This window comes from Devosia sp. (genome assembly GCF_028290645.1).
Classification (GTDB): Bacteria; Pseudomonadota; Alphaproteobacteria; order Rhizobiales; family Devosiaceae; genus Devosia_A.
On sequence record NZ_JAQGJL010000315.1, the window covers coordinates 1 to 16984 of the forward strand.

The following is a 16984-nucleotide window of genomic DNA, read 5'->3' on the forward strand; positions in this document are numbered from 1 at the left end:
GGAAATCTCCGACACCATCACGGTGATGCGGCAGGGCAAGACCGTCGGGCAGGTGAAGACCAGCGACGTCACCGAAAAGAGCCTCGCCGCACTGATGGTCGGCCGCGAAGTCACCCTCCGGGTCGAGCGCAAGGCCACCGACCAGAGCCAGCGCGTCGCCTCGGTCGAGGGCCTCCGCGTCGTCAACGCCCGCGGCACCGAGATCGTCGCCGGGCTCGACCTCAACGTCCACTCCGGCGAGATCGTCGGGCTGGTGGGCGTCGAGGGCAATGGGCAGGCCGAAACGCTCGAGGCGATCACGGGACTCCGCGCCATCAGCGCCGGCACCATCACCATCGCCAACGAGAACGCCACGCCCCTGAGCGTCCTGCAGCGACGCGGGCTCGGGCTCGCCTCGATCCCCGAGGACCGCATCGCCGAAGGCCTCGCGACCGGCGCCTCGGTGGCCGAGAATCTCGTCGCCACCAAGCTCGGCGACGCGCGCTATGTGCGCAATGGCCTCCTCGATTTGAAAGCCATCCGGGCCAATGCGCAAAAGCTGATCGAGCGCTTCTCGATCCGCGTCGGCGGCGCCTCCTCGGCGGTCAGCACGCTGTCGGGCGGCAACATGCAGAAGGTGGTGGTGGCGCGCGAACTGGCGGAACAGCCAAAGCTCCTGCTCGTCAACCAGCCGACCCGCGGCGTCGACCTCGGCGCCACGCAGTTCATCTGGCGCACCATCACCGATGCGCGCGACGCCGGCGCCGCGGTGCTGCTCAGCTCCGCCGATCTCTCGGAACTCCTCGCCCTCAGCGACCGGCTGATCGTCCTCTATCGCGGCAAGATCGTCGCCGCCTTCGTCAACCGGCCCGACCTCACGCCCGAAACCCTCGGCGCCTACATGCTCGGGCTTTCGACCCAGTCAAAGGAAGAAATGCAGGTGGCTCTCAAATGAGCAATGTCCCGGCCATCGACCGCGCGTCGCGCTGGAAGACCATCCGATCGGAAGTCGGCCGCGCCGTCGGCGCGCTGGTGATCGCGCTGTTCGTCGCCTTCGTCGTGGTGCTGCTCACCTCCAAGGCGCCGTTCGAAGCGCTGAACGTGCTGCTCACCCAGCCGATCTCGAAGCCCCGCACGATCGGGCTGTGGATCGACGACGTGGCCAAGCTCACCGTCACCGGCCTCGCCTTCAGCCTCGTCTTCCAGGCCCGGCAGTTCGCCATGGGCGTCCAGGGCCAGGTCTATATCGGGGCGCTGGCCGCCTCCTACGTAGCGCTCTCGCCGCTCGGCGCCAGCTGGGCCGGCATCCCGCTCGGCATCACCGCAGCAATGCTGGCGGGCGCCGTCTACGGGTTCCTCCCCGGCATCGCCAAGGCGAAACTGGGCGCCAACGAGATCGTCTCCTCGCTGATGCTCAACTACATCGCCATCGAGCTCTGCAACTATCTGGTGCGTACGAGCCTGCCCAAGCCGCAGCCGGGGGTCCTCACCACCGACAATTTCCCCGCGAGCGCGGTGTTCCCGCCGCTGATCCCCAATACCCGCATCGACCTCGGCATCATTCTGGCGCTCATTGCCGTCCTGGTGGTGTGGTTCGCGCTCTATCGCACCAGCTGGGGGCTGAAGCTCCGACTGGTCGGCCATAACTCCCGCTTCGCCGAATATTCGGGCATCAAGGCGACCTTCATCATGGTCTCGGCGATGACCGCGGCCGGGGCGCTGGGCGGGCTGCTCGGCTCGATGTTCGTCCAGGGCCAGACCTATGGCAAGCTCACTGTGCTGTTCGAGGGCGGCCTCGCCTTCGAGGGCATCCTCGTCGCCATCGTGGCGCGGAGCCGCCCGCTGGCGGTGCCGATCGTGGCGTTGTTCTACGCCTATCTGCGGCAGGGCGCGCAGCTGATGAACATCCGCACGGACGTGCCGGCCGAGGTGATCGGCATCGTCACGGCGATCATCATCCTCCTCGTCTCCTCGTCCTTCTCGCTCAACTTCATCACCCGGCTGTTCAAGCGCGGCCCGGCGCCGGCCGTCGCGGCGGTCACCGCTGCCGGGGGGACCGCAAAATGATGGAACTCATCGTCACCGTCTTCTCGGCGGCCTTCTTCGTCACCGTCATCCGCACCACCACGCCGCTGCTCCTCGCCACGCTGGGCGGCCTCATCGCCGACCTCTCGGGCGCGCTCAACGTGGCGCTCGAGGGCATGATGCTGATCGGCTGCCTCACCGCGGTGATCGTCTCGGTCTATGCGCCCTGGTATGTGGCGGTCGCCGCCGGGCTCGGCGCCGGCGCGCTGCTCGGGCTGATCATGGCGTTCTTCGCCTACCGGCTCAAAGCCGACATCATCCTCGTCGGCTTTGCCATCAACATCCTCGCGGCCGGCGGCACGGTGTTCGCGCTCGCGCTGGCCACGGGCGGCGACAAGGGCACCTCGATCAACCTCCAGAGCAAAGCCATCCCGGCGGTCGATTTGAGCTTCCTCAGCGCCATCCCCGGCGTCGGGCCGATCCTCACCGCCTTCCTCTCGGGCCATTCCGTGCTGAGCTGGGTCGCGGCGTTCCTCGTCTTCGCGGTCTGGTACTTCCTCTACCGCACCCCCTGGGGCCTGTGGCTGCGCGGCGTCGGCGAATACCCGGCAGCGCCGGAAGCCGCCGGCATCCCGGTCAACAAGGTCCGCACCTGGAGCCTCATCGTCTCGGGGGCGCTGGCCGGCCTCGGCGGCGCGCAACTCGCCATGTTCAACTATGTCGGCTTCACCCGCGACATGACCGCCGGCCGCGGCTTCATCGCCCTCGGCGCCGTTCTCCTCGGCGCCCGCCACCCGATCGGCGCCCTCCTCGCCGCACTGCTGTTCGGCGCCTTCGAAGCGCTGGCCGTGGTGATGCCCGGCCTCTTCAACGACGTCCCGGCGGAACTCATCCGCATGATCCCGTTCGTCGTAACCATCGCCGCGCTGGTGCTGTTCTCGATCCGGGCCCAGCGGGCCTTGGCGATGCGCGGGGTGAAGTAGGCAACCGCCGGCGCTTACCGACCCCCACCCCTGTCCCCTCCCCCTAAGAATGGGGAGGGAGACCAAAACGCCGGCCCCAGAGAGAGCGTCTCCCTCCCCATGTTTAGGGGGAGGGGACAGGGGTGGGGGTCCACAGCCACCAGCCTAGCGGAGCCGCTCCGCCGCAATCGCCAGCACCCGCCGGAACGCCGCCATATCCGTCAGTTCCTGCCCCACCGGCGCATCCCCGACCACTACCGCCCCGCCGCGGTTCACCACCCCGCCGTGCAGCATGAGGTTGTCCACAAACCCCATGTCCTCGATCATCATCCCATCCGGCCCGCGCGGAAAACCCCGCTCGTCGGTCGACCACACCCCGCTGAAATGCGCCCGCGTCCGCTCCCCATGATCCGCCTTCACGTTGGTGTAGGCAAAGGCGGGCTTGCCCTGTGCGCACATGAAGCCGAGCTCGAAGCAGGTCCCCGTATCGGCCGCCAGCCCGCGGAACGGCGTCAGGTTGGCGATGATCGCATCGGCCGAGTGCATCAGCTTCTCGTCGATGGCGCTGATGGCGAGCCCCAGCTCCCATTTGCTGTCGGTCTTGGGCAGCTCGAGGTCGCCCGGCGAGATCGGCACCAGGCCCGCCTCGCGGGTGAGCGCGATCTTCAGATCGAGGATCTCGCGGGCGTTCGAGAGGAACACCTCCGGGCCGGCGAGGTAGACGGATTTCGGCATATTTGCTCCAGGTAGCGCGTTCGACGTTCAGTAACTGTTCAGGGTCCGTTCAGGCACATGGCAATCCAGCGGCCAACATGTGGCCGCGGGCGTTTCACGTGAATCGTTTGTGGCGATCCGTCCTACCAGACTACCTTGTGCTGCTCGCCGGTCTGGACGTTGACGAACCCCTCCGGCGCCAGCTCGCTCGGCGCCACCAGCACCCACCGCCAGGGCGAGCAGGTGAGCGTCGCGAACTTCAGGAACTCCGGAAATCCGGGCTTCCAGAGGTTCAGCGCCGAGGGCCGGTACATCCACTCGACCTTCTCCGCAACCCGGTAGAACGCCTGCATATCCTCGTCGAAAGCCTCGGCACTGCGGGCGGTCATCAGCCCGCCGATCTCGAAGCGCATCTCGGCCACCACGGCGCCCCGATGCACCAGCACCCAGCCGCCATCGATCTCCTGCAGCCGGTTCACCGCCATAGCCATGGCGTCATCGGACGAGCCGATACACCAGACATTGTGGCTGTCATGCGCCACCGAGGAGCAGAGCGCCGTGTCCGGATCGGCCGGCCCGCAGCCGGTCCAGAACATCTTCGCCACCGCCCCGTCGCCGCGATAGCGGTCGACCAGCGACCACTTGGTGATCATCCGCGCGGTGTCGCGCTGCACCAGCCCATCCACCACCGGCAGCGTCTCGACCAGGTAGTCTTCGTTCCAGTGGAAGGGCCTCAGCACCGCCGCCTGCATGGAGTGGCGGCCGGGCTCGGCATGAATGGCAAAGTCGGCAGCATCCAGCGTCCGGCCGACATTCATGGTCTTTTGCGCCCAATCCGGCCAGTCGATCGCGGTCTCGGGGCCGAGGAAGCGCTTGCCGTCCGACCTCAGCCTGCCGTCGGCATAGACGTGCCGGATCGAGAGCGTCTGCACGTCATCGAGCAATACTATGTCGGCATAGCGCCCCGGCGTGATCGAGCCGACCCACTGGTCGATGCGCATGTGCCGGGCCGGATTGATGGTGGCGCACTGGATGGCGATCTCGGGCGCCAGCCCGTATTCGATCGCGTGGCGCACATTGTAGTCGGAGGCGCCCTTCTCCAGCGTCTCGGAGGCGGAGCGGTCATCGGTGGTAAAAGCGATGTTCGACCAGTCGCTTAGACGCTCGATCAGCCCGGGTAGGATGACGTCATAGGAGAACGGGCGGAGTTCGGTGAAAATGCCGTGCGACAGCCGCTCCCAGGCCTCCTCGAAGGCCCAGACCTCGTGATCCGACGAAATGCCGGCGGCGGCGAAGGCGCTGAGGTCGTGCGGATCGATCAGCCCCGAGCCGTGCCCCTCGACGACGCCGCGCTTTTCCATGGTGGCGCCGATCATCCCCCACATGCGGATATAGCCGGGGTTCTCGGGGTTCCACACCGAGGGCCAGTCCATCACCTCGTCGAGGCTGACGGTGCCCATGTCGTGTTCGAGGAACCCGGCCTGTTCCTCGTAGCCGTAATAGCCGCCCGACTCCTCCCAGGCGCTGGGCGGCACGGCCGAGCCGGGCTGGATGAAGATCTTCAGCGGCGAGCCGGCGAGCCGCGATTTCTGCCAGAACTCCTGGTTCTTGCCGCCATTGACGTTGGCGAACTCATGGCTCGCCTCGCAGGTCCAGGTATTGCCGCGCGGGATCACCAGCGCTGCCTCGAACTCGGGCGTGATGTGGGTCGATTCGATGTGCTTGTGCACCTCGCCGAAGCCCGGCACGGCGCTGAGCTTGGGGTAGCTGACGCGGGCCGCCACCTCGCCCTTGTAGCTGCCGCGCGGGCCGACATAGGCGATGCGGCGGCCGGAGACGACGATCTCCTGGTCTTCGAGCCAGTGCCGCGAGTGCACCGAGAGCAGCCGCCCGACCTCGATCACCAGGTCCGCAGGGCGTTTCGCCAGCGCCACCAGGGTCAGGTGCTGGCGCAGGGAGACTTCGTCCTCGGCGTTGAGGATCAGGTCGGCGGGCTGGTTCATGACGGCTTTCCGGGCATGCGCAACGGCTTTAGTAAAGCGGTTTACGACCCGGAGCGCAATGGCGCGGAAGCGGACAAAACCGCCGCAGGTTTAGGGATGTTTGATCGATATGGGTGCGTGGAGCAGCGCTCGCGCGGTGGCCTAGGCTGCCAGATCCGCCACCACCGCATCCAGCACCGGCCAGCCCTTGTCGGTCACGCGGATGAAGCCGTTGGGCAGCGTCTCGACGAAGCCGATCGACTTCAACTCATTGATCTGGCGGTCGGAAATGGCGCGGCCAGAGATTTTATGGAAGCGGCGGGGATCGATGCCTTCCCGGAGGCGGAGGCCCATGACGAGCAGTTCGTCGCCCTCTTCTTCCCAGGTGAGGATGTCGTCGGTGACCATGCCATGGCCCCGTGATTGCACGCGTTTTTGCCAGTCGAATGGCATCTTCTCGGTCGCCGTGGCGTGGCGCTGGTTGTTGATCAGGAGCCGCCCGTGGGCGCCGGGGCCGACGCCGACATATTCGCCGTAGCGCCAGTAGATCAGGTTGTGGCGGCTCTCCTGGCCGGGGCGCGCATGGTTTGAAATTTCATATGCTGGAAGGCCCGCATTGTGGGTCAATTCCTGCGTCAGCTCATAGAAATCTGCGCTCAATTCTTCGTCGGGCATCTTGAGCTTGCCGGCGCGGAACAGATCGTAATAGCGCGTCCCCATCTCGATGGTGAGCTGGTAGAGCGACAGGTGCCCCTGGGCCAGCCACAGCGCCTCGGTCAGCTCGTCCTGCCATTCGTCGAGGGTCTGGCGCGGGCGGGAATAGATTAGGTCGAAGCTGGTGCGCGGGAAGATCGACTGGGCGAGGCGCACCGCGGCGATAGCTTCGTCGACGGTGTGCCGGCGGCCCAGTTCGGCAAGCGGGCCCTCGCGCAGCGATTGGACACCGAGCGAGACGCGGTTGACGCCGGCGGCGCGGTAGCCGCGGAAGCGGTCGGCCTCAACCGAAGTCGGGTTGGCTTCGAGCGTGATCTCCGCCTTGGGGTCGATCGGCCAGTGCTTGGCGATGGCATCGAGGATGCCGCCGACCGAGCGCGGGTCCATCAGCGACGGGGTGCCGCCGCCGAAGAAGATCGACTGCACCGTGCGCCCGGGGGTCTGCCTCGCGAAATGCGCCAGCTCGGCGGCGTAGGACTCGACATAGCGCGCTTCGTCGAACTCGCCGCGGTGAACGTGCGAGTTGAAATCGCAATAGGGGCACTTGGCGGCGCAGAACGGCCAGTGGACATAGACCCCGAACAGGCCGTTGGAGCGCGGATCGACGGAATTGTGGCCCAGCGTGTCAGTGCTCAATGCCGCCTCCCAGCGCGTCGTCGACGAACTTGGCGAAAGCCCTGGCGCGGTGGCTGAGCCCGATCTTGCCGGGCGACCAGGAGTGCTTTTCCTCCGAGGGCATTTCGCCGAAGGTGATGTCGTAGCCGTCCGGCATGAACACCGGATCGAAGCCAAAGCCCTTGTCGCCGCGCGGCGGCCAGACCAGCGTGCCCGAGGCCTTGCCCTCGTAGATCACCTCGCGCCCGTCCGGGTGGGCGAGGCAGAGCGTGGCGTTGAAGCTGCCGCGCCGCTCGCCCGGGGTGGTGGCGCCGATCGCCTGCAGGGCATCCTCGACGCGGCGCATGCCGACCATGTAGTCGCGTCCGCCATGGGCGCTCGAGCCGGCCCAGTTGGCGGTGTAGACGCCCGGCTTGCCGCCGATGGCATCGACCGAAAGCCCGGAATCGTCGGCCAGCGCAATGTTGTTGGCCGCCATGGCCGCAGCGTGCGCCTTGATGCGCGCGTTCTCGACGAAGGTGGTGCCGGTTTCCTCCGGCTCGGGGAGTTGCAGTTCCCCGGCGGAGACCAGTTCGAGCCCGAACGGCGCCAGCAGCTCCTTGAACTCGGCGAGCTTGCCCGCATTGTGGGTCGCCAGCACCAGCCGGTCGCCGCGCCGCAATGTGAGCCGGTCCGCCATCAGCTGAGGGCCGCCTTCTGCATGGTGGTGAGCTCACCGATGCCCTTTTCGGCCAGCTCCATGAGGCTGTTGAGCTCGTCGCGGCTGAACGGCACCTGTTCGGCAGTGCCCTGGATCTCGACGAACTTGCCGCCGCCGGTCAGGACGAAATTGGCGTCGGTATGGGCTTCCACATCCTCGAGATAGTCGAGGTCGAGCATCGGGGTGCCGCGATAGATGCCGCAGGAGATCGCCGCGACCGAATCACGCAGCACCGGACCCTTGGTGAGGCCGCGCGCCTCGAGCCATTTGACGGCGTCGGCAAGCGCAACATAGGCGCCGGTGATCGAGGCGGTGCGGGTGCCGCCATCGGCTTCGAGCACGTCGCAATCGAGGGTGATCTGGTTCTCGCCCAGGGCCTGCATGTCGACCACGGCGCGGAGGCTCCGGCCGATCAGCCGCTGGATTTCCTGGGTGCGGCCGGACTGCTTGCCCGTCGCCGCCTCGCGCTTGGTGCGCGAGCCGGTGGCGCGTGGCAGCATGCCGTATTCCGCAGTAACCCAGCCCATCCCGGAGCTGCGCCGCCACGAGGGGAGCGTGGTTTCGACCGAGGCGGTGACGAACACCTTGGTCGAACCGAAGCTGACGAGGCAACTGCCTTCGGCCTTGGGGGCAACGTTGCGCTCGAGCGTCACTGCCCGCATCTGGTCTGGTTGCCGTCCGGAAGGCCGCATAAGGTCAAATCACTCGCTGAAAAAACTTGTTAACCGCCTCTTAACCCTGACGGCCCCCTCGAACAAGCAGCGGTAACTTGGCGTCACAAGCCTTTCCGCCTAAATGGTGAACATGGCAGATCGCACCAAAGCTCCAGAAGACGTGCTCGCGGTGCTCAACGCCCGCAGTCAGGACATCTTTCGAAAACTGGTCGAGCGCTATCTCGATACCGGCTCGCCGGTGGCGTCGCGCGACCTGGCGCGGATGCTTTCGGTAGGCCTCTCGCCGGCATCGGTGCGCAACGTGATGGCCGATCTCGAGGATCTGGGGCTGATCGCCGCTCCCCACACCTCGGCCGGCCGGCTGCCGACGCAACAGGGGTTGCGCTTCTTCGTCGACGCCATGCTGGAAGTCGGCGCGGTGGACGAGGATGAGAAGGCGGCGATCGCCAAGCAGATCGAGGGGCCGGCGGTGCATGGGCAGGTCGAGGACCTCTTGACCGAGGCGAGCCAGCTGCTGAGCGGGCTCAGCCACGGCGCCGGGGTGGTGATCGCGCAGAAGTCCGACCTGGTGCTGAAACATATCGAGTTCATTCGGCTCGACGCCGAGCGCGCCATGGTGGTGCTGGTGGGCGAGGACGGCTCGGTCGAGAACCGGGTGCTGCCGCTGCCGCCCGGACTGACGGCGAGCGCATTGACGCAGGCCTCGAACTACCTGGCGCATTTCGCTGTAGGCAAGACCCTGAACGAGACGCGCAAGGCGCTGCTGGCGCAGCGCGAAGAGACGGTCAGCGAACTCGACGAGCTGACGCAGAAGCTGGTGGATGCCGGGCTCGCGACGCTCTCGGGCTCGGGCACCGCGTCGCCGCCGACGGTGATCGTGCGCGGGCGCGCCAACCTCATCAACGATACCATGGCCTCCGAGGAACTGATCCGGGTCCGGCAGCTCTTCGAGGAGCTCGAGAGCCGCGACGGGTTGATCGAGCTCCTCGGCGACACCGAGACGGCGCAGGGGGTGAAAATCTTCATCGGCTCGGAGAACAAGCTGTTCTCGCTGTCGGGCTCGTCGGTGATCCTCTCGCCCTACAAGGACGCCAACCAGAAGGTGGTGGGCGTCCTGGGGGTGATCGGGCCGACGCGGCTCAACTATGCGCGCATCGTGCCGGTGGTCGACTATACCGCCAATGTCGTCTCGGCGATAATGGCCCGGAAGGGCTGACAGGACGGCGGAACCGTTCCTAGGCTTGAATCTTGTTGCCCATTGGCCGATATGCGGGGCAACGCGGTCAGCGACAGATTTTCAAGGTCACGGATGAACGACAACAAGAGCAAGCCCGACGACGACAAGGCCGCCGCGCCGGCCGATGCCCAGGGCACCACTGAAGACGCAAGGCCCGCCGAGGCGGCAGCGACGCCTGATCCCCTCGATGCCCTAAGGGCCGAGAACGGGGAGCTGCGCGACAAGCTGCTGCGCACCATCGCCGAGATGGAGAACCTCAGGAAGCGCACGGAGCGCGAGATCGCCGACACGCGGTCCTACGCCATCGCCGGTTTTGCCCGCGACATGCTGACGGCGACCGATTCGCTTTCCCGCGCGCTGATGGTACTGCCGGCGGAAGCGCGCGAGAGCGTCGACCCGACGGTGCGCTCGCTGATCGAAGGCATCGAGATGACCGAGCGCGAGATGCAGCGGCTGCTGTCCAAGCACGGCGTCAAGCCGATCGAGGCGGAAGGCCAGAAGTTCGACCCGCACAAGCACCAGGCGATGTTCGAGGTGCCCGACCCGTCGCGCCCGGAAGGCACCGTGGTGCAGGTGGTGCAGGCTGGCTTCGCCATCGGCGACCGCGTGCTGCGGCCGGCCATGGTGGGCGTCGCCAAGGGCGGCGGAGCGCAAGGCGCGCCGGCCGAAGGCGCGGTGGACAAGAGCGTTTGAGACTCTTGCCTTCTCCTTGCGGGAGAAGGCTTCCGATAGTTCGGTGGACGGCCGGCTAAGGCGCCGGCGTCACCAGATCCGGGCATGCCGTGACGTCGTATTTGGCGCCGGGCTTGCCCATTTCGGCGACGACGCGGTTGTCGTAGTCGTCGCGAAGCGTGGTGATGGCGCTATCGTCCCGGCCGTCGGCTTCGAGCAGCAGGTCGGCGCGGGCGGCCAGATCGTCGGACCAGGCGCCATACTGGTCGCCTTCGGCATCGTTGCCCGAATCATAGGCGTCGGTGGAGAGCCAGTAGAACGCGCTGCCGCACCAGAGCAGCCGGTCGGCGGCGGGCGAAAGTTCGGTGGCCGGAGCCGGGAGGCTCCAGAGCCCGATCAGCAGCAGCGCGGCAAGTCTTCGCATCGCCCCCTCAGGCAACATCTCCAGCCAGAATCCGCTGGACCCCGGCAGCATTCATATCGCGCCAGGCCTTTGCCAGCGAGCCGCCGGTATCGATGGCGCGGCAGGCGTCCTCGATGACATAGGTTTCGAAGCCGGCGGCGACCGCATCGACGGCGGTCCAATTGACGCAGAAATCGGTGGCGAGCCCGGCGATGAGCAGCCGCCTGATGCCGCGTTCGCGCAGATAGCCTTCGAGCCCGGTCCGGGTCTTGCGATCCGCCTCCTGGAAGCCGGAATAGGAATCGACCACCTCGTGGTAGCCCTTCCGGATCACCAGCTGGGTGTGCGGCAGCTCGATATCGGCGGAGAAGCCGGCCCCGGGCGTGCCCTGCACGCAGTGGTCGGGCCACAGCACCTGCGGGCCATAGGGCAGCTCGATGACCTCGAAGGGGTTGGCGCCGCTGTGGCTCGAGGCAAACGAGATGTGGCCGGCGGGGTGCCAGTCCTGGGTCATCACGACATTCTCGAAACGCCGGCCGAGGCGATTGATCGGGATGATGATCTCGTCCCCGCCGGCAACGGCAAGCCGCCCGCCGGGCAGGAAATCGTACTGCAGGTCGACCACGAGCAGGAGATCGTCGGAGCGGGGCGTGAAGGCCATGCGGGGTCTTGTCTGTCTCACTGGCCGATGAGGGCCGAACAATCCTGAAATGAATAGGCCGATTCGTCGCCCGAGCGGGCGGCGCCGTTGACGATGCGGCCGATGGAGTCCTCGAGGTCGGCCCGGTACGCGGCGAGCGCCTCGTCGGTATAGCCGGATTCGAGGTATATCGGGATGGCGCGCTGCACCAGCAATTGTGCGCCATCGGAGTAGACCTTGGCGGCCGCAACTTTTTCAGGGGTGGCGTCGGCCGGGGGATCGCGGGTCATGAGGTCGAGCGCGATGCCGCACCAGAGGTCCATCCTCGCTTCCGGCGGGACCTCCTGGGCCTCGGCCGGGAGGGGTAGCGCCAGGGCCAGGATCAGGGGGGCGATGACGAGGACCCGCAGCATATGGTCCGTTCCTTCGGGGCAACGAGTGCTTCTTAGACCATGACGAGGGGCCGGACGACAAGCGGCGACGGCATCCCCGGGCAGGCCCGCGGGAAGATTTCCCTAACCACCGCAATAGCCTGCCTTTGAGGCGTATCGGACTAAAATGCTATCGGAAAGCCCGGCGGCGCCATGGTGCCGCCGCGGGTGCGAAGCGGAGAAAGAACTTCTCCGCAGCCCGCTCTTCTCGGGGGCAAAAATTGAAACATTCGATCCTGGGCGGCGCGGCCGCCCTGCTCTTTACCGTGCTGCCGGGCGCGGCGCTGGCCGAAGACCTGGTCTTCACGCTCACCAACGATTCGTCCTACGCCATCAAGAGCTTCTTCACCTCGCCCGCCGATATCGAAGACTGGGAAGAGGACGTGTTCGCCGACAAGTACCTGCCGGCCGGCAACTACGTCGACGTCACCATCGGCGATGGCCGCGAGCAGTGCGTTTACGACATGAAGTTCATCCTCGAGGACGATTCCGAGTTCCTCGAAAACGGCATCAACCTCTGCGAACTGGGCGGATACACGCTGTCGGACGCGCAGTAGTTCGCGCCGCCCCACTCCGGCGCCGCGCCAGCGTTGCGCCGGAGTTTGAGCCGCCGGCTTCCCCCGGGCGGACGCCGTTGTCCCCGCAAATCACTCCACCGGTTTGTCCTTTCGCACCGGTGCAAGCTTGCACCCCCAAAAACCCCCTCCTCTATAGCGCTTACGGCCCGACAGCGGGTCAGATGCAACATGGGAACCCGGACCTCGACGAGGGATCAGGAACTGCCGGATGGGGTTCATCCGGGTTCGCCAGGAAAGAGGCAGTAGGGAATGGCTAAAGTCATCGGTATCGACCTCGGTACGACCAACAGCTGCGTCGCCGTCATGGATGGTGCGACGCCCAAGGTCATCGAGAACGCGGAAGGGGCGCGCACCACCCCCTCCATGGTCGCCTTTTCGAAGGACGGCGAGCGGCTTGTCGGCCAGCCGGCAAAGCGCCAGGCGGTCACCAATCCGGAAGGCACGCTGTTTGCGGTAAAGCGCCTGATCGGCCGCCGCTACAACGACCCGATGGTCGAAAAGGACAAGGGCCTCGTGCCCTTCAAGATCATCAACGCCGACAATGGCGACGCCTGGGTCCAGGTCGACGGCAAGAAATATTCGCCGTCGGAAGTCTCGGCGATGATCCTCACCAAGATGAAGGAAACCGCCGAATCGTATCTGGGCGAGACCGTCACCCAGGCGGTGATCACGGTTCCCGCCTATTTCAACGATTCGCAGCGGCAGGCCACCAAGGACGCCGGCAAGATCGCCGGGCTCGAGGTGCTGCGCATCATCAACGAGCCGACGGCGGCGGCGCTCGCCTACGGCCTCGACAAGAAGAATACCGGCACCATCGCGGTCTATGACCTCGGCGGCGGCACCTTCGATATCTCGGTGCTCGAGATCGGCGACGGCGTGTTCGAGGTGAAGTCGACCAACGGCGATACCTTCCTCGGCGGCGAAGACTTCGACATGCGTCTCGTCGATTACCTCGCGGCCGAGTTCAAGAAGGACCAGGGGATCGACCTCCGCAGCGACAAGCTCGCCCTGCAGCGGCTGAAGGAAGCGGCGGAGAAGGCCAAGATCGAGCTCTCGAGCTCGACCCAGACCGAGATCAACCTGCCCTTCATCACCGCCGATGCGTCCGGCCCCAAGCACCTGACGCTGAAGCTCACCCGCGCCAAGCTCGAGCAGCTGGTCGAGGACCTGATCCAGAAGACCGTCGAGCCGTGCCGGCAGGCGCTGAAGGATGCAGGCGTTTCGGCCGCGCAGATCGACGAAGTGGTCCTCGTCGGCGGCATGACCCGCATGCCCAAGGTGGTCGAGACGGTGAAGGCGTTCTTCGGCAAGGAGCCGCATAAGGGCGTCAACCCCGATGAAGTGGTCGCCATGGGCGCCGCCATCCAGGCGGGCGTCCTGCAGGGCGACGTCAAGGACGTGCTGCTGCTCGACGTGACCCCGCTGTCGCTCGGCATCGAGACGCTGGGCGGCGTATTCACCCGCCTGATCGACCGCAACACCACGATCCCGACCAAGAAGAGCCAGACCTTCTCGACGGCTGAGGATTCGCAGTCGGCCGTGACCATCCGGGTGTTCCAGGGTGAGCGCGAGATGGCGGCGAACAACAAGCTGCTCGGCAATATCGACCTTGCCGGCATTCCCCCGGCGCCGCGCGGCGTGCCGCAGATCGAAGTCACGTTCGACATCGATGCCAACGGCATCGTCAACGTCTCGGCCAAGGACAAGGGCACCGGCAAAGAGCAGCAGATCCGCATCCAGGCCTCGGGTGGCCTCTCTGACGCCGACATCGAGCGCATGGTCAAGGAAGCCGAGGCCAATGCCGACGCCGACAAGAAGAAGCGCGAGGCGGTGGAAGCCAAGAACCAGGGTGAATCGCTGATCCACTCGACCGAGAAGTCGCTGAAGGACTATGGCGACAAGGTCACCGCCGAGGAGAAGGCCGCCATCGAGACGGCAATCACCGACCTGAAGGGCGTGCTCGAAGGCGACGATGCCGAGGCGATCAAGGAGAAGTCCGCGACGCTGGCCGAAGCTTCGATGAAGCTCGGCGAGGCGATGTACAAGCAGAGCCAGGCGGAAGCCGAGGCCAAGGCCGAAGGCGGCGACAAGCCGGCCGACGACGATGTGGTCGACGCCGAGTTCGAAGAGGTCAAGGACGACAAGAAGTCGGCCTAACCGAGTTCGGCCTCGTACAACCCTTGCGACTATTTCGAGGGCCCGGCAATTGCCGGGCCCTTTTTGTTTGGCGATGTGGTAAGGGAGGGGATGTTCCCAGATCTCAGCAAATTCTCCGAGCCGGAAAAACTCCGGAAACTCAGTTTCAACGCCCGACGGCTCGGTCACGACGACTATGCCTTCGAAATCCGTATGCGGATCGCCGAGCTGGCCGGCCTCGCCTTCCACGACCCGCTGGAGCGCGAGTTCTGGACCGCGCTGAGCTATGCCGAGGAGGTCAAGACCGAGGCCAGCGGCAAGGCCACGCGGCTTTCCGGCGCACGCCAGAAGCACAAGAAGCACGGCGCGCTCCGAGTGCTGGGTGATTGGGCAATGGAGCCCAACACCACCGAGGGCTTCGACAGCCTCGTCGAACACCAGCGCGCCGAACTCACCGGCGAGGCGATCGTCGTGCGCCATGCCGACAAGTTCGCAGTCGAGGCGGTGGCAAGCGCTGCGGCGAAACTCGCAGCGCACGGGATTTCGCGCGAACAGGTCGCCTGACGCGGCGCCTGCTGCCGTTTCACGTGAATCACCCCGAAATCAACGGGCTCTGGAGCTTCCGGAGCCCTTCCTTTTTTCGCAATCTCGCCGCAACCCGGCCCAATTGTCCTCACATCCGCCACTAACAGTGGACTGGTTCGAAGGTGGGCGCCGATCCGTCAGCAGCGGAGGCGCCTGTAAGGGGCCAAGGGATACCGGCACTGGAGGGTCACGCGATCGAGGGGGAAGCGAGCAGCTTTCCCGGATCGCGTTCCAGGGCAGGGTACCCGAGGCTTGGGCGGCGACTTCTCGAAAGGACTATTGATGTCATCGGTTGAGGTGAGGAGGTTCGCCGAGAACGGCGGACCCCATGCGGGCGGAGCTTCCGAAGCGCCGGCCGAGCGGCTCGATGCCGACATGGCGCATGTGCTCTCGGTGCTCAGATCGATGGGCGGCAAGCGCATCGACGAATGCCGCTCGCCCGAAGCGCGGGCCCTCCCCACCCTCGACATGGCGCTGCGGCGCATCCTCCGCGACTCCGTGGACGACATGAGCGTCGGCATGGAGATGCGGCTGATCCCCGGCCCCACCGGCGACATCCGGGCGCGCATCTACCTGCCGCAGAACGACATCATTGCCGGTCTGCGGCCGATGATCCTGTTCCTGCATGGCGGCGGGTTCGTGCTCGGCGATGTCGACCAGTACGACGCGAGCCCCCGGGCGCTGGCGGCGCGGACCGGCGCGGTGGTGGTTTCGGCGCATTACCGGCAGGCGCCCGAACACCGCTTCCCGGCGGCGCACGAGGATGCCTACGCGGCCTGGACCTGGCTGGTCGAACACGCCGAATCGCTGGGCGGCGATGCGAAGCGCGCGGCGATCGTCGGCGAAGGTTCCGGTGGCAACCTCGCGGTCAATATCGCGATCCGGGCGCGGGCCGAGGACAAGCCCGGGCCGGTGCATCTGGGGCTCGTGACGCCGATGGCGGCGATGCTGTTCGACCTGCCATCGCATCTGCAGAACATGGACACCTTCCCCTATTCGACCGCGACGCTCGAATGGGCGGCGCGAAAGCTGTTCCGCAAGAAGGACGACGCGCACGATGCGCGCATGAACATTGCCGGGCGCGCCGATCTCGACGGCCTGCCACCGGCGACGGTGATCCTCGCCGAGGCGGATCCGCTGCGCTCGGAAGGCGAGGCGCTGGCCGACGCCATGCGGCGCAGCGGCGTGTGGGTCGACGTGACGGTCTACGAGGGCGTGACGCACGGCTTCTTCGGGCTATACCGGATCGTCAACAAGGCGATGTTCGCGCAGGGGCAGCTGGCGCGGAACCTCGTCGCGGCGTTCGGCGGCTAGCCAGACGATAGTGGGAAAAAGCCACACCGGGCCAATTCGTCTAACGATTGACGTTCGACAGGATTGATGCGGCGCGCCGCTATGGTAAGAGCGCAGGATAGTACTTATCTAGGCCGGATGCCTGAAACGGGGCGCAGGCGACCCAAGGACGAGGCCGATTGGCGAAGCGCGATTTTTATGAAGTGCTCGGGGTGCCCAAGGGCGCCGACGAAGCGGTGCTGAAAGGCGCCTATCGCAAGCTTGCGATGCAGTTCCATCCGGATCGTAATCCGGGCAACTCCGACGCCGAGCACAAGTTCAAGGAAATCAGCGAAGCCTACGACACGCTGAAGGACCCGCAGAAGCGCGCCGCCTACGACCGCTTCGGCCATGCCGCGTTCGAGAACGGCGGCGGGCGCGGTCCGGCCGGCTTCGGGCCCGAGTTCACCTCGTCGATGTCCGATATCTTCGAGGATATTTTCGGCGACTTCATGGGCGGCCGCGGCCGCACCGGGCAATCGCGGCTGCGCGGCTCGGACCTGCGCTACAATCTCGAGATCAGCCTCGAGGAGGCATTTGCCGGCCGCACCGTCGATATCGACGTGCCGACGCTCGCCACCTGCAACACCTGCGACGGGTCGGGC

At 66.2% G+C, this 16984-nt stretch carries 18 protein-coding genes; 10 read left to right on the plus strand and 8 right to left on the minus strand.

Annotated elements, in window-relative coordinates:
* The 3 genes from JWQ89_RS16990 to JWQ89_RS17000 all read left to right on the plus strand — a co-directional run.
* The coding region (locus tag JWQ89_RS16990; RefSeq protein WP_299642896.1) for an ATP-binding cassette domain-containing protein at positions 1 to 934 on the plus strand (934 nt) is incomplete at its 5' end.
* A complete protein-coding gene (locus JWQ89_RS16995) occupies positions 931 to 2046 on the plus strand; it encodes an ABC transporter permease (RefSeq protein ID WP_299642898.1) in 1116 nt (371 codons plus the stop codon). The genes JWQ89_RS16990 and JWQ89_RS16995, both read left to right, overlap by 4 nt.
* Entirely contained in the window at positions 2043 to 2987 is a 945-nt protein-coding gene (locus tag JWQ89_RS17000; protein ID WP_299642899.1) for an ABC transporter permease, read from the plus strand. The genes JWQ89_RS16995 and JWQ89_RS17000 overlap by 4 nt, the downstream gene beginning before the upstream one ends.
* 144 nt (positions 2988 to 3131) lie before the next feature.
* Here JWQ89_RS17000 and JWQ89_RS17005 read toward each other — a convergent pair whose 3' ends face one another.
* The 5 genes from JWQ89_RS17005 to rph all read right to left on the minus strand — a co-directional run bounded on the left by JWQ89_RS17005 (position 3132) and on the right by rph (position 8383).
* Positions 3132 to 3701 (minus strand): nucleoside 2-deoxyribosyltransferase, encoded by a 570-nt coding sequence (locus JWQ89_RS17005; RefSeq protein ID WP_299642900.1) that lies wholly within the window; start codon positions 3699 to 3701, stop codon positions 3132 to 3134.
* Between the two features lie 122 nt (positions 3702 to 3823).
* Positions 3824 to 5683 (minus strand): adenine deaminase C-terminal domain-containing protein, encoded by a 1860-nt coding sequence (locus tag JWQ89_RS17010; protein WP_299642902.1) that lies wholly within the window; start codon positions 5681 to 5683, stop codon positions 3824 to 3826.
* Positions 5684 to 5824: 141 nt separating this feature from the next.
* Complete coding sequence (gene hemW / locus JWQ89_RS17015) at positions 5825 to 7012, minus strand: radical SAM family heme chaperone HemW (RefSeq protein WP_299642904.1); 1188 nt, start codon at positions 7010 to 7012, stop codon at positions 5825 to 5827.
* Positions 7002 to 7670, minus strand: a complete 669-nt coding sequence (locus tag JWQ89_RS17020) for a non-canonical purine NTP pyrophosphatase (protein ID WP_299642906.1) — start codon at positions 7668 to 7670, stop codon at positions 7002 to 7004. The genes hemW and JWQ89_RS17020 overlap by 11 nt, the downstream gene beginning before the upstream one ends.
* Positions 7670 to 8383: a ribonuclease PH gene (rph, locus tag JWQ89_RS17025; RefSeq protein WP_299642907.1), complete on the minus strand. Its 714-nt coding sequence runs from the start codon at positions 8381 to 8383 to the stop codon at positions 7670 to 7672. The genes JWQ89_RS17020 and rph overlap by 1 nt, the downstream gene beginning before the upstream one ends.
* 112 nt (positions 8384 to 8495) lie before the next feature.
* On the opposite strand from rph, the gene hrcA reads away from it, so the two are divergent.
* Together hrcA and grpE are read left to right on the plus strand one after the other, a co-directional pair.
* Positions 8496 to 9581, plus strand: coding sequence for a heat-inducible transcriptional repressor HrcA (gene hrcA, locus JWQ89_RS17030; RefSeq protein ID WP_299642909.1), 1086 nt, complete (start codon positions 8496 to 8498; stop codon positions 9579 to 9581).
* A gap of 93 nt (positions 9582 to 9674) precedes the next feature.
* Complete coding sequence (gene grpE, locus JWQ89_RS17035) at positions 9675 to 10295, plus strand: nucleotide exchange factor GrpE (protein ID WP_299642911.1); 621 nt, start codon at positions 9675 to 9677, stop codon at positions 10293 to 10295.
* A gap of 55 nt (positions 10296 to 10350) precedes the next feature.
* On the opposite strand, the gene JWQ89_RS17040 is transcribed toward grpE, so the two are convergent.
* The 3 genes from JWQ89_RS17040 to JWQ89_RS17050 are packed head-to-tail and all read right to left on the minus strand — an operon-like array spanning position 10351 to position 11730.
* Entirely contained in the window at positions 10351 to 10698 is a 348-nt protein-coding gene (locus JWQ89_RS17040; RefSeq protein WP_299642912.1) for a hypothetical protein, read from the minus strand.
* Positions 10699 to 10705: 7 nt separating this feature from the next.
* Entirely contained in the window at positions 10706 to 11338 is a 633-nt protein-coding gene (pncA, locus tag JWQ89_RS17045; protein WP_299642913.1) for a bifunctional nicotinamidase/pyrazinamidase, read from the minus strand.
* Positions 11339 to 11355: 17 nt separating this feature from the next.
* A complete protein-coding gene (locus JWQ89_RS17050) occupies positions 11356 to 11730 on the minus strand; it encodes a hypothetical protein (protein WP_299642915.1) in 375 nt (124 codons plus the stop codon).
* Between the two features lie 239 nt (positions 11731 to 11969).
* Between JWQ89_RS17050 and JWQ89_RS17055 the strand changes: the two genes are divergently transcribed.
* From JWQ89_RS17055 to JWQ89_RS17075, 5 genes are all read left to right on the plus strand, one after another.
* Positions 11970 to 12305, plus strand: coding sequence for a hypothetical protein (locus JWQ89_RS17055; protein WP_299642916.1), 336 nt, complete (start codon positions 11970 to 11972; stop codon positions 12303 to 12305).
* 270 nt (positions 12306 to 12575) lie between these two features.
* The gene (dnaK, locus tag JWQ89_RS17060) at positions 12576 to 14483 is read left to right on the plus strand and encodes a molecular chaperone DnaK (protein ID WP_299642918.1); all 1908 of its coding nucleotides are present in this window, start codon (positions 12576 to 12578) and stop codon (positions 14481 to 14483) included.
* Between the two features lie 90 nt (positions 14484 to 14573).
* Positions 14574 to 15026: a hypothetical protein gene (locus JWQ89_RS17065; protein WP_299642919.1), complete on the plus strand. Its 453-nt coding sequence runs from the start codon at positions 14574 to 14576 to the stop codon at positions 15024 to 15026.
* A 303-nt stretch (positions 15027 to 15329) separates the two neighbouring features.
* On the plus strand, positions 15330 to 16361 hold the full coding sequence (locus JWQ89_RS17070; RefSeq protein ID WP_299642920.1) for an alpha/beta hydrolase: 1032 nt from the start codon (positions 15330 to 15332) through the stop codon (positions 16359 to 16361).
* 158 nt (positions 16362 to 16519) lie between these two features.
* Positions 16520 to 16984, plus strand: a 465-nt coding sequence (locus JWQ89_RS17075; protein ID WP_299642922.1) for a DnaJ domain-containing protein, incomplete at its 3' end; no start/stop codon positions are given.

What these genes read in the sequence shown, in the direction of transcription:
- JWQ89_RS17020 (WP_299642906.1), bottom strand. Translation starts at nt 7,670, where the DNA reads ATGGCGGACCGGCTCACATTGCGGCGCGGCGACCGGCTGGTGCTGGCG.
- JWQ89_RS17040 (WP_299642912.1), bottom strand. Translation starts at nt 10,698, where the DNA reads ATGCGAAGACTTGCCGCGCTGCTGCTGATCGGGCTCTGGAGCCTCCCG.
- JWQ89_RS17000 (WP_299642899.1), top strand. Translation starts at nt 2,043, where the DNA reads ATGATGGAACTCATCGTCACCGTCTTCTCGGCGGCCTTCTTCGTCACC.
- JWQ89_RS17010 (WP_299642902.1), bottom strand. Translation starts at nt 5,683, where the DNA reads ATGAACCAGCCCGCCGACCTGATCCTCAACGCCGAGGACGAAGTCTCC.
- JWQ89_RS17050 (WP_299642915.1), bottom strand. Translation starts at nt 11,730, where the DNA reads ATGCTGCGGGTCCTCGTCATCGCCCCCCTGATCCTGGCCCTGGCGCTA.
- JWQ89_RS17070 (WP_299642920.1), top strand. Translation starts at nt 15,330, where the DNA reads ATGTCATCGGTTGAGGTGAGGAGGTTCGCCGAGAACGGCGGACCCCAT.
- dnaK (WP_299642918.1), top strand. Translation starts at nt 12,576, where the DNA reads ATGGCTAAAGTCATCGGTATCGACCTCGGTACGACCAACAGCTGCGTC.
- JWQ89_RS17005 (WP_299642900.1), bottom strand. Translation starts at nt 3,701, where the DNA reads ATGCCGAAATCCGTCTACCTCGCCGGCCCGGAGGTGTTCCTCTCGAAC.
- pncA (WP_299642913.1), bottom strand. Translation starts at nt 11,338, where the DNA reads ATGGCCTTCACGCCCCGCTCCGACGATCTCCTGCTCGTGGTCGACCTG.
- grpE (WP_299642911.1), top strand. Translation starts at nt 9,675, where the DNA reads ATGAACGACAACAAGAGCAAGCCCGACGACGACAAGGCCGCCGCGCCG.
- JWQ89_RS16995 (WP_299642898.1), top strand. Translation starts at nt 931, where the DNA reads ATGAGCAATGTCCCGGCCATCGACCGCGCGTCGCGCTGGAAGACCATC.
- JWQ89_RS17065 (WP_299642919.1), top strand. Translation starts at nt 14,574, where the DNA reads ATGTTCCCAGATCTCAGCAAATTCTCCGAGCCGGAAAAACTCCGGAAA.
- hrcA (WP_299642909.1), top strand. Translation starts at nt 8,496, where the DNA reads ATGGCAGATCGCACCAAAGCTCCAGAAGACGTGCTCGCGGTGCTCAAC.
- rph (WP_299642907.1), bottom strand. Translation starts at nt 8,383, where the DNA reads ATGCGGCCTTCCGGACGGCAACCAGACCAGATGCGGGCAGTGACGCTC.